Raw genomic sequence first — 11743 nt, 5'->3', positions numbered from 1 at the left:
TAAGGAAGGTCCCTGGAGACGCCACCTGGCTGCAGGATTCGGCCGTCTGACTCCTACATACCGCAAAAACCATTGCAGGAAAAAGCGTTTTTACCGGTTGGTGAAGTTTATTTTTCGCTTTGACGAATAGCCCTTGGCGAGCCGGGAAACCCCGACTACAGTCAGGAGTGGACTGCGTTGAATCCTTTCACCGCTCCCCGTCCGATCACTGCCCGGCGAAGTCGCGGCAGTCCTCCCAGCCGATCCCGCTTCGTGCCGTATTGGTCAGCAGCCAGGTCACTACTTCCAGGGCCTTGGGCTGGCTGTCGTTGAGCTGGATCAGGCCGCGACGCCATAGCAGCATCAAGGTCAGGGTGCGCTGCGCCGACTGCTCGGCGGTCAGTGCGCCGAGGTCCTGGGCGTCGATATCCCACAGGGCGACCCTGAGGTTCTGACTGGCGAAGAAGGCCGGGCTGTCGGCACGACGTTGCCCATAGGGCGGGCGGAACAGCGGCACGTACTGCTCCGGCAGATCGCTCTGCGCCCGCGCCACCCCGCGAATCACCGAGTCCTCCCAGTCCTTCCATTGCGCATGGGAACGGTACTGCCAGCCCTGGGTACCGACGCATTGCCCGCGATACATGTCCCGCAGCGCCTGCAGCGACTGCCGGTCGCGGCGGTTCTGCAGGTTCTGCCCGAGAACGAAGAACAGGCCATGCAGCTTCTGCTTGCGCAGGAAGGTGGCCAGCGCTTCGGTATTGCTGGGAATCACGCTGGGGCCGCCGTCGAAGCTGAGCAGGAACAGGCGGTCATTCAGGCGGTCCCCCGTCAGTTCCTGGGGCGAGAAGAGCGCCACTTCGCTGGCAGTCTGAGGGAACAGCGCCGCCTTGCGCAGTATTTCGTTCAGGTAGGCGATATGGAACTGCCGGCTCGGTTCGGCCCAACCGGCATAGAAGGAGTCGGCCTCGACGGCGAAGGTAGCAGCCGTACGGCGCAGGTCGCCGAGGTTTTCCACCACGTAGCAGAACGACGCATCCTGCTCGCAACTTTGCTGGGCCATGTCGTAGTTGCGCCACAGTGTGCGCCACAAGCGCTCACGCACTTCGCGGATCATCGGCATATTGGCCTGGCGCAGTTGCAGCCGGGCGGTAAGGGTCGCGTCGTCGAGGACTTCGCTTTCGCTCAGTACCCGCGCGAAGGAAAGGATCTCGGCCCGCGAGGCCACGTCGAAAAGCACCGGGGTATCCAGGGTCTCCGGCCAGGCAGCACGATCAAAAACGGCAACGGGCTGCACAGCGGCCTGGGCGCCGAAGGCCAGCAGGACGGTCAGGGCGACGAGGGCTTTACGCACGATGAACACTCTTGCATTGATCCGCCGGGCACTATAGCAGCGCTTGTGCCTATCGCCGCGATAGCTGGAGAACATTAGTCGCGCCCCGTAGAATCGCCCGACGATCCAAGGAGCCGACCTTATGCTGACGGTGATTTCCCCCGCCAAGACCCTCGACTACGACACCCCGCCGGTGACCTCGCGCTTCACCCTGCCGCAGTACCTGGACGACTCCCAGGAGCTGATCCTGCAACTGCGCGAGCTGTCTCCGGCGCAGATCAGCGAGCTGATGCACCTTTCCGACAAGCTCGCCGGCCTCAATGCCGCGCGCTTCGGCAGCTGGACCCCGCAGTTCACCCCGGCCAACGCCAAGCAGGCGCTGCTGGCCTTCAAGGGCGACGTCTATACCGGGCTGGATGCCGAAAGCCTGGAAGAGGACGACTTCAGCTACGCCCAGGAACACCTGCGCATGCTCTCCGGCCTCTATGGCCTGCTGCGCCCGCTGGACCTGATGCAGCCCTACCGCCTGGAGATGGGCACCAAGCTGGCCAACGCCCGCGGCAAGGACCTGTACGCCTTCTGGGGCACGCGGATAAGCGAATGGTTGAACCAGGCGCTGGCCGAGCAAGGCGACGACCTGCTGCTCAACCTGGCCAGCAACGAGTATTTCAGCGCGGTGAAACGCAGTGCGCTCAAGGCCCGGGTGATCAATACCGAATTTCGCGACCAGAAGAACGGGCAATACAAGATCATCAGCTTCTACGCCAAGAAAGCCCGGGGCCTGATGAGCCGTTTCGTGATCCAGGAGCGGATCAACGACCCGGAGCAGCTCAAGCAGTTCGACGTGCAGGGGTACTACTACAGTGCCGAGCAGTCGAAACCGGACAATCTGGTGTTCCTGCGGGATCATCCTGACGATTGATCTGCCGTATGGCCGATGGCCTCATCGCTGGCAAGCCAGCTCCCACACCCTGTGGGAGCTGGCTTGCCAGCGATGAGGCCATCATGAACAAAACAAATCCCCCTGACCCACCTCGAAATCGCCAACATCCCGGCGCCAAAAAACCACCCTTCTTGCGTTATCGCAAAACGCCATAAGACCGTTCGTAGTTTTTTGACGAAAAATCCTGAAAAAATTTTTCGTAATGGCACAAAACCATCCCACCCCAAGTTCGTCCCGTATATATCGGGGTGAAACTCCCGCGTGCTATCAGATTGAAAGTATTCCACCATTAAAAAATATTAAAAAATCTTTCACCACGCCTCCCGCACCTCAGGAACTATCCCTCGGATAGCCGCTCATACCACCGGTAACGATTTTCCAGAGCAGCATGTGAGAAATGACTTACATAACAAATATTCCAGTGTGGAAGTTGTACGGACCCAGTCGAGCCTATGCCCGGAACCCGTCCGGAGCACCGCTCAGGCCCAGGAGAAGACGCACTCAAAATTCGTCCTAGTGGTTGATTTCAAAGGATTTAATCCAGTTGAAAGAACAAGCACTGCAGTATTGAAACAGCGGTACTGCAATAAAGACGGCTAGCGTTTGGGGCATGCCCCGTTTTATGGCCATTGGCTGCCTTATTTGAGTGCATGTATTTAAGCGCTCACAACTTACTTATGCCTGCGTGCGAACCCCGGAACTTTCGCTTCGGTTTCGCGCGCCCGAAAAACGGCTGGTAATCAACCCGGTCCGGTTCTTTGAATGGAATCGGCGTAGCTAACTACATGAGGTGAATGCGATGCGTATCAGCATCTTTGGTTTGGGTTATGTGGGTGCAGTCTGTGCCGGTTGCCTGTCTGCCCGGGGCCACGAGGTCATCGGCGTGGATGTTTCCGCAACCAAGATCGACCTGATCAACCAGGGCAAGTCCCCGATCGTCGAACCCGGCCTGGAAACCCTGTTGCAACAGGGTATCGCCAACGGTCGCCTGCGTGGCACCACCGATTTCTCCCAGGCCATCCGCGACAGCGACCTGTCGATGATCTGCGTCGGCACCCCGAGCAAGAAGAACGGCGACCTTGGCCTGGAGTACATCGAGTCGGTGTGCCGCGAGATCGGCTTCGTCCTGCGCGAGAAAGCCAGCCGTCACACCATCGTGGTGCGCAGCACCGTACTGCCGGGCACCGTGAAGAACGTGGTGATCCCGATCCTCGAAGACTGCTCGGGCAAGAAGGCCGGCGTCGATTTCGGCGTGGCGGTCAACCCCGAGTTCCTGCGTGAAAGCACCGCGATCAAGGACTACGACCACCCGCCGATGACCGTCATCGGTGAACTGGACAAGGCCAGCGGCGACGTGCTCCAGGCCCTCTACGAGGAACTCGATGCGCCGATCATCCGCAAGGACATCGAAGTCGCCGAGATGATCAAGTACACCTGCAACGTCTGGCACGCGACCAAGGTCACCTTCGCCAACGAGATCGGCAACATCGCCAAGGCCGTCGGCGTCGATGGCCGCGAGGTGATGGACGTGGTCTGCCAGGACAAGGCCCTCAACCTGTCCCAGTACTACATGCGCCCGGGCTTCGCCTTCGGCGGCTCGTGCCTGCCCAAGGACGTGCGCGCCCTCACCTACCGCGCCAGCAGCCTCGACGTGAAGGCACCGCTGCTCGACTCGCTGATGCGCAGCAACGAATCCCAGGTGCAGAACGCCTTCGACATCATCGAGAGCCATGACAAGCGCAAGGTCGCCCTGCTCGGCCTGAGCTTCAAGGCCGGCACCGACGACCTGCGCGAAAGCCCGCTGGTGGAACTGGCCGAACGCCTGATCGGCAAGGGCTACCAGTTGAACATCTACGACCAGAACGTGCAGTACGCCCGGGTCCATGGCGCCAACAAGGACTACATCGAGTCGAAGATCCCCCACGTCTCCTCGCTGCTCAACGACGACTTCCAGAAGGTCATCGACGACGCCGAGATCATCGTCCTGGGCAACCGCGACGAGCAGTTCCGTGCCCTGGCCCAGCAGGCCCGGCCGGCAAGCAGGTGATCGACCTGGTTGGCTTCATGAGCAAGACCACCTGCCCGGCCAGCCGTACCGAAGGTATCTGCTGGTAAGCAGGCTGCGCGGGCCGTGCGGCCCCGCGCGCTTTTTCGAACGTCCCGTCACCGATACGGATGCTGAACATGCAAAGCCTCAAGCACGGCCTGCTGCAGGCCGCCGGTTGGCTGTTCTACGTGAGCCTGCTCATGCTGATCGCCCTGGCCCTGCCCAATACCCTGTTCGACCCCGATTCCAAGGACTTCCTGTTCCTGATCGGCGCCGTCGGCATCTGGCGCTATTCCATGGGCGCGACCCATTTCGTGCGCGGCATGCTGTTCCTCTACGTGGTCTACCCACGGCTGCGGCGCCAGGTGCGCAAGCTGGGCAAGGCGGCCGATCCGTCCCACGTGTACCTGATGGTCACCAGTTTCCGCATCGACGCCCTGACCACCGCCCAAGTGTACAGCTCGGTCATCCGCGAAGCGATCCAGTGCGGCTACCCGACCACCGTGGTCTGCTCGCTGGTGGAAATGTCCGACGAGCTGCTGATCAAGAGCCTGTGGGCCAAGTACAACCCGCCGGAACACGTCAGCCTGGACTTCGTGCGCATCGCCGGGACCGGCAAGCGCGACGGCCTGGCCTTCGGTTTCCGCGCCATCTCCCGCCACCTGCCGGACGAGAATGCCGTGGTTGCGGTGATCGACGGCGACACCGTGCTCGGCGAAGGCGTGGTACGCAAGACCGTGCCCTGGTTCAAGCTGTTCGGCAATGTCGGCGGCCTGACCACCAATGAATTCTGCGAAGTGCGCGGCGGCTACGTGATGAGCGAATGGCACAAGTTGCGTTTCGCCCAACGCCACATCAACATGTGCTCCATGGCCCTGTCCAAGCGCGTGCTGACCATGACCGGGCGCATGTCGATGTTCCGCGCCACGGTAGTGACCAACCCCGAATTCATCGCCGACGTCGAAAGCGACTCGCTGTACCACTGGCGCCTCGGCCGCTTCAAATTCCTCACCGGCGACGACAAGTCCAGCTGGTTCAGCCTGATGCGCCTGGGCTACGACACCTTCTACGTGCCCGACGCCGACATCAACACCGTCGAGCACCCGCCGGAAAAGAGCTTCTTCAAGGCCAGCCGCAAGCTGATGTACCGCTGGTACGGCAACAACCTGCGGCAGAACTCCCGCGCCCTGGGCCTGGGGATGCGCCGCCTCGGCCTGTTCACCAGCGTGGTGCTGTTCGACCAGCGCGTCTCGATGTGGACCAGCCTGCTCGGCCTGACCGTGGCGCTGATCGCCAGCTTCAAGTTCGGCGGCAAGTTCATCCTCGCCTACCTGCTGTGGATCGGCATCACCCGCCTGATCCTCACGATCATGCTGCTGTGCTCCGGACACAAGATCGGCCCGGCCTACCCGCTGATCCTCTATTACAACCAGATCGTCGGCGCGCTGATGAAGATCTACGTGTTCTTCCGCCTCGACCGCCAGTCCTGGACCCGCCAGCCCACCGCACTCAAACGCGACCTCGCCAGCTTCCAGCAATGGTTCAACACCTGGTCCTCCCGGACCATGACCTTCTCGGCGGCCAGCATCTTCGTTGCTGTGCTGTTCGTGGTCGTGTGAGTCGCCGCAACCCTACGGATCCAACAGGAAAACATCGCCATGAATACCGCCGTGAATGTCAATGTCGTGCATGAGTCCGAAACCCAGCGCCAGCATGCCCGGGTCAAGATCCCGGCCAGGCTGCGCTACCTGAACGCGAACCGCGAGACCGTCGAGGTCAAGGTCGAAGACCTTTCCGCAGGCGGCCTGAGCTTCCACGCCAAACAGCCGCTGCCAGTGGGCGAAGTGATGCGCGGACGCCTGCAATTCACCGTCGACAACCTGGGCCTGTCGATGGATATCGAGTTCCAGGTGCGCTCGCACAACGCGGCCGACGGCCGGACCGGCGTGCAGTTCCAGAATCTCGAGCCACGCGACATCGCCACCTTGCGCCACCTGATCACCTCGCACCTGTCCGGCGAGCTGATCAGCATCGGCGACGTGCTCAGTACCCTGCAGCGCGACAACTTCACCAAGGCACGCAAGCAGAAGAACGACGGCGGCGGCCTCAGCCCGTTGGGCCGCCTGCGCGCCGTGACGTTCAGCCTCGGCGTGTTCGTGGTCGGCGTCGCCGCCTTCGCCTTCATCGCCAAGTCGGTGTACGGCGTGTACTTCGTCAGCCATGCCGAAGCCGGCGTGGTCAGCGTGCCCACCACCCAAGTCACCATGCCGCGCGACGGCACCCTGCAGGCCCTGGTGGAAAACGGTGCCGAGGTCGTCAAGGGGGCGCCGCTGGCTTCGTTCAGCACCAGCATGCTCGACCTGCTCAAGGGCCACCTGGACAACGAGCAACTGGAACCGGCCAAGGTCGAGGAACTGTTCGGCAAGCAGATGAGCGGCACCCTTACCAGCCCGTGCGACTGCACCGTCGCCCGCCAACTGGTGGATGACGGCCAGTACGCGGCCAAGGGCGCGGTGATCTTCCAACTGATCCCGCGCACCAGCACCCCGACCATCGACGCACGCTTCAGCTATCGCCAGTTCGACGACGTCAAGCCAGGCACCCGGGTCAACTTCCAGATCGCCGGCGACGGCGAAGAGCGCACCGGGCGCATCGTCAGCAGCGCCAACCTCAACAGCGACGACCTGTCATCGGACATCCGCGTGCAGATCAAGCCGGATGCACCGCTGCCGAGCCAGATGGTCGGCCTGCCGGCGAGCGTCAACGCCAAGCGCGGCCCGTCGCTGGACTGGCTGATCGACAGCGCCATGGCGCATGGGCTCTGAAGAGGGTTCCTCGATGAACAGTTATTCCGCAGTGCTCCCAATCGCTGGCAAGCCAGCTCCCACAGGACCTGAGTCGGACTCGGTGTCGTGGGCAGCCTCGAACCCTGTGGGAGCTGGCTTGCCAGCGATGAGGCCCTCATCCACACCACTGCTCTGTGCCCTGGCCCTGGCGATCAGCCTCACCGGCTGCGCCGGCCTGCCCGACCAGCGCCTGGCCAACGAGGCCCTGAAGAACGGCGACACCGCCACCGCCGAACGCAACTACCGGCAGCTCGCCGACCTCGGCTACAGCGAAGCGCAGGTCGGCCTCGCCGATATCCAGGTGGCAACCGGCGACCCGGCCGAACTCAAGCAGGCCGAGGCCACCTACCGCGCTGCCGCTCAAACCTCGTCCCGCGCCCAGGCCCGTCTTGGCCGCCTGCTGGTGGCCAAGCCGGACAGCAGCGAAGCCGAACGCCACGAAGCCGAAACCCTGCTGAAACAGGCCTTCGCCAGTGGCGAAAGCAACACCCTGATTCCCCTGGCGATGCTCTACCTGCAATACCCGCAGAGCTTCCCCAAGGTGAACGCCCAGCAGCAGATCGACCAGTGGCGCAGCGCCGGCTACCCGGAGGCCGGCCTGGCCCAGGTCCTGCTCTACCGCACCCAAGGCACCTACGACCAGCATCTGGACGAGGTCGAACGGATCTGCAAGGCGGCCCTGAACAGCACCGATATCTGCTACGTCGAACTGGCCACCGTGTACCAGAAACGCGCCCAGCCGGAACAGCAGGCAGCGCTGCTGGAGCAGCTCAAGAGCGCTTACCAGCGCGGCACCGTTCCGGCCAGCCGGGTCGACAGCGTAGCCCGCGTGCTCGCCGACCGTAGCCTCGGCCAGACCGACGAGAAAACCGCCCAGGCCCTGCTCGAAGACATCGCGCCACAGAATCCGGCGTCGTGGGTCAGCCTGGCGCAACTGCTGTACGACTTCCCCGAACTGGGCGACAGCGACAAGCTGATGGAATACATCGACAAGGGCCGCGACGCCGAACAGCCGCGCGCCGAACTGCTGCTCGGTCGCCTCTATTACGAAGGCAAGAGCATCCCCGCCGATGCCAAGCTGGCCGAGACCCATCTGCTGGCCGCTGCCGCAGCCGGCGAGGTCAGCGCCCATTACTACCTCGGCCAGCTCTATCGCCGCGGCTACCTGGGCATCGTCGAACCGCAGAAAGCGGTCGACCATCTGCTCCAGGCCGCCCGAGGCGGCCAGCTCAGCGCCGACTACGCCCTGGCCCAGCTGTACAGCGAAGGCCACGGCATCCGCCAGAACCCGGTCAATGCGTGGGTCTTCGCGCAACTGGCGCAGGCCAACCCGAGCGAACAGTCCACCGCCCTGGCCGGCGAGCTGGACAGCCAACTGAATCCGCAACAGAAAGCCGCCGCCCAGCGCCTGCTGGAACAGGAGCGCGCCGCCCGTGGCGCCCTCGGTCCAGGCCCGGGTGCGCTGGCGCTGCAAGCCGTGAAAGGCGATGAAGAAGAACAAGGTGAGGACTCTTCCCTATGATGCTCAACCCGTGGATGAAAGCCGGTCTCGGCCTGAGTTTCGCGTTGTTCTGGGCGTGCCCGACCCTGGCCGCCGAAACCGCTGAAAAGAACTTCGGCCTGGAAGTGAAGATCACCGGCCAGTCCGAGGACGACCGCGACCTCGGCACCCGCGACGGTGGCGACGTCAACGGCCTCGGTATCGACCTGCGCCCCTGGGTGTACTTCGAGCGCGGCGACTGGAGCGCCTACGCCATGGGCCAGGCGGTGGCGGCCACCGATATCATCGAGACCGACACCAGCCGCCAGTCCGCCGACGGCAGCGAGATCCAGGATTCCAACAGCAGCAACGACGACCGCGAAGCCAAGAAGAACTACCTGGCGATGCGCGAGTTCTGGGTCGGCTACAAGGGCTTCACCGCCTACCCCGGCGAAGAGCTGCGCTTCGGCCGCCAGCGCCTGCGCAACGACGACGGCATGTGGCGCGACACCAATATCGAAGCGCTGAACTGGACCTTCGACACCACCCTGCTGCGCGCCAACCTGGGCGTGGCCGAGCGCTTCAGCGAATACCGCACCGACCTCACCGAACTGGCAGCCGAAGACAAGGACCGCCTGCACGTCTACGGCGATATCGCCGCACAGTGGACGCCGGGCCATTGGGTCGGCCTGCGCGCCCACCACACCCATGACGACGGCAAGCTCAAGAGCCCGGGCGAAACCCTCGACGCCCTCGACAAGACCCGCACCGGCGACCTCACCTGGCTGGGCCTGGAAGCCAACAGCGACGCCTACAACTGGCGCAACCAGAACACCCTCAACTACTGGGGCAGCGTGACCTGGCTGACCGGCGACCGCGACACCCTGAGCAGCACCAGCGTGGGCGGCGAACAGGTCGCCACCGGCAAGCAAAGCGGCGACGTCAACGCCTGGGCCACCGACCTCGGCATTCGCCTGCGCCTCGACCCCAACTGGCAGGTCGGTGCGGCTTACGCCCGTGGCAGCGGCGGCGGTGGCGACGACGGCTCCAGCAACTACGAGCAGACCGGCCTGGAATCCAACCGCTCCAACTGGACCGGCACCCGCTCGCGCGTGCACCGCTTCGGCGAGGCGTTCCGTGGCGAACTGGGCAACCTGCAGGCGGCCACCCTGTTCACCTCCTGGCAACTGCGCGACGACTACGACGCCAGCCTGATCTACCACAAGTTCTGGCGCGTCGACGGCGACCAGAACATCGGCGGCAGCGGCATCAACGCGGTGGTCGACGATGGCGGCATCAACCGTCCGCTGGTCCAGGGCGAGAAGGATGTCGGGCAGGAGATGGACCTGGTGGTCACCAAGTACTTCAAGCAGGGCCTGCTGCCGGCGGCCCTGAGCAAATCCATCGACGAACCCTCGGCACTGGTGCGTTTTCGCGGCGGCGTGTTCAAGCCGGGCGACGCCTACGGCAAAGAGGCCGACTCGTACATGCACCGCGCCTTCATCGACGTGGTCTGGCGCTTCTGATGAGCGGAGAGCACTGACATGACCCTTCACCCGAACAGGCTTCATACCCTGCTGGCCGGCGCCTTGCTGCTGGCCACCAGCGTCGCCCAGGCCAGCAACGGCCAGGCACCGGCGCCAGTGGCCAAGGAGCTGCAACAGGCCAAGACCTACACCGTCAGCACCGCGCCGGTGGAGCCGCTGCACCTCGACCCGCCGAAGCTGCCGGACCTTTCCGGCTACACCGCCGAGGCCGTGCAGAAGAAGATCGACCGGCGCAAGCCGGGCAAGGTCTCGGTGCGGCGCATGCTCCAGGAAGACGTGCTCAAGGAGTTCATCGGTGGTGACAACAAGGGCGCCGAATGGGTGGCCCGCCAGCGCGGCATTCCCCAGGCGATCTTCATCGACGGCGGCCACGTGAACTTCACCGAGCTGGCGACGAAGGTTCCCGAGCGCTTCCTCCGGCAGACCTCGCCAGGCGTCTACCTGGCCCGCCTGCCAATCGTGGTCGGCAACGGCGCAACCCTGGAAATCGACGGCAAGGTCAAGGAGCTGCGCCTGTCCCAGGAGGGCGGTTCGTTCCTGGTCAACGACGGCAAGCTGTTCGTCAGCGACACCCGGGTGATCGGCTGGCGCGAGAAGGACAACGGCCCGGCGACCTTCCGCAAGCCCGACGAATTCCGGCCGTTCCTGCTGTCCTGGGGCGGCACCGAGACCTACATCGTCAACAGCACCATGGCCAGCTTCGGCTATGCGAAAAGCAAGTCCTATGGCGTGAGCATCTCGCAGTACACGCCGAACATGGCCAAGCAGATGGGCCGCGCCGAACCCACCGGCTGGATCATCGGCTCGACCTTCAGTGACATGTGGTACGGCTTCTACTGCTATGAAACCAGCGACTTCGTGGTCAAGGACAACACCTACAGCGACAACATCGTCTACGGCATCGACCCCCACGACCGTTCGCACCGCCTGATCATCGCTGGCAACACGGTGTACGGCACCAAGAAGAAGCACGGGATCATCATTTCCCGGGAGGTCAACGACAGCTGGATCATCAACAACAAGAGCTATGACAACAAGCTCTCCGGCGTGGTGATCGACCGCAACAGCGTCAACAACCTGATCGCCTACAACGAGATCTACCGCAACCACACCGACGGCATCACCCTGTATGAAAGCGGCGACAACCTGATCTGGGGCAACAAGCTGATCAGCAACCGCCGCCACGGCATCCGCGTGCGCAACAGCGTGAACATCCGCCTGTACGAAAACCTCGCCATGGCCAACGGCCTGGTCGGTGTCTACGGCCACATCAAGGACCTCTCCGACACCGACCGCAACATCGCCCTCGACCCCTTCGACACCAAGGTCTCGCTGATCGTGGTCGGCGGCGAGCTGGCGGCCAACGGCAGCGGCCCGCTGTCCATCGACTCGCCGCTGAGCGTGGAGCTGTACCGCGTGTCGATGCTGGCGCCGAGCAAGGCCAGCGGTATCAGTTTGTCCGGCGTGCTGGGCGAACGGCAGAACGAGATCCTCGACCTGATGGTGCGCCAGCAGAAGGCCGTGCTGATCGATCCGGTCGAACGCCAGACCGAAATGGCAGACTGAGGAAA

7 protein-coding genes and 1 pseudogene are annotated in these 11743 nt (G+C 63.4%); 7 read left to right on the top strand and 1 reads right to left on the bottom strand.

What is annotated here, in order from left to right; all coding sequences use genetic code 11:
• Window positions 1-205: 205 nt before the first annotated feature.
• The gene (locus CSV86_RS00325) at window positions 206-1330 is read right to left on the bottom strand and encodes a polysaccharide deacetylase family protein (protein WP_037058667.1); all 1125 of its coding nucleotides are present in this window, start codon (window positions 1328-1330) and stop codon (window positions 206-208) included.
• Window positions 1331-1451: 121 nt separating this feature from the next.
• Between CSV86_RS00325 and yaaA the strand changes: the two genes are divergently transcribed.
• From yaaA to algG, 7 genes and pseudogenes are all read left to right on the top strand, one after another.
• Complete coding sequence (gene yaaA, locus CSV86_RS00320; RefSeq protein ID WP_009395029.1) at window positions 1452-2231, top strand: peroxide stress protein YaaA; 780 nt, start codon at window positions 1452-1454, stop codon at window positions 2229-2231.
• Window positions 2232-3051: 820 nt separating this feature from the next.
• A pseudogene (locus CSV86_RS00315) lies at window positions 3052-4367 on the top strand (nucleotide sugar dehydrogenase).
• A 69-nt stretch (window positions 4368-4436) separates the two neighbouring features.
• Window positions 4437-5918 carry a mannuronan synthase gene (alg8, locus tag CSV86_RS00310; protein WP_009395031.1) on the top strand — a complete coding sequence of 494 codons (1482 nt, stop codon included), beginning with the start codon at window positions 4437-4439 and terminating at the stop codon, window positions 5916-5918.
• Between the two features lie 39 nt (window positions 5919-5957).
• The gene (locus CSV86_RS00305) at window positions 5958-7124 is read left to right on the top strand and encodes an alginate biosynthesis protein Alg44 (protein ID WP_009395032.1); all 1167 of its coding nucleotides are present in this window, start codon (window positions 5958-5960) and stop codon (window positions 7122-7124) included.
• Window positions 7125-7251: 127 nt separating this feature from the next.
• On the top strand, window positions 7252-8667 hold the full coding sequence (algK, locus tag CSV86_RS00300; protein ID WP_009395033.1) for an alginate biosynthesis TPR repeat lipoprotein AlgK: 1416 nt from the start codon (window positions 7252-7254) through the stop codon (window positions 8665-8667).
• Complete coding sequence (locus CSV86_RS00295) at window positions 8664-10151, top strand: alginate export family protein (RefSeq protein WP_009395034.1); 1488 nt, start codon at window positions 8664-8666, stop codon at window positions 10149-10151. The genes algK and CSV86_RS00295 overlap by 4 nt, the downstream gene beginning before the upstream one ends.
• A gap of 18 nt (window positions 10152-10169) precedes the next feature.
• Complete coding sequence (algG, locus tag CSV86_RS00290) at window positions 10170-11738, top strand: mannuronan 5-epimerase AlgG (protein ID WP_009395035.1); 1569 nt, start codon at window positions 10170-10172, stop codon at window positions 11736-11738.
• The last annotated feature ends 5 nt before the right edge of the window (window positions 11739-11743 follow it).

This window comes from Pseudomonas bharatica CSV86 (genome assembly GCF_000319305.2).
GTDB lineage: Bacteria > Pseudomonadota > Gammaproteobacteria > Pseudomonadales > Pseudomonadaceae > Aquipseudomonas > Aquipseudomonas bharatica.
Note: the sequence above shows the minus strand (reverse complement) of the source record. Positions and strands in the feature narration are given on the sequence as shown.

Excerpts from the sequence above, each read along its gene's own strand:
- yaaA (WP_009395029.1), top strand. The coding sequence starts at position 1,452 with ATGCTGACGGTGATTTCCCCCGCCAAGACCCTCGACTACGACACCCCG.
- alg8 (WP_009395031.1), top strand. The coding sequence starts at position 4,437 with ATGCAAAGCCTCAAGCACGGCCTGCTGCAGGCCGCCGGTTGGCTGTTC.
- CSV86_RS00305 (WP_009395032.1), top strand. The coding sequence starts at position 5,958 with ATGAATACCGCCGTGAATGTCAATGTCGTGCATGAGTCCGAAACCCAG.
- algK (WP_009395033.1), top strand. The coding sequence starts at position 7,252 with ATGAGGCCCTCATCCACACCACTGCTCTGTGCCCTGGCCCTGGCGATC.
- CSV86_RS00295 (WP_009395034.1), top strand. The coding sequence starts at position 8,664 with ATGATGCTCAACCCGTGGATGAAAGCCGGTCTCGGCCTGAGTTTCGCG.
- algG (WP_009395035.1), top strand. The coding sequence starts at position 10,170 with ATGACCCTTCACCCGAACAGGCTTCATACCCTGCTGGCCGGCGCCTTG.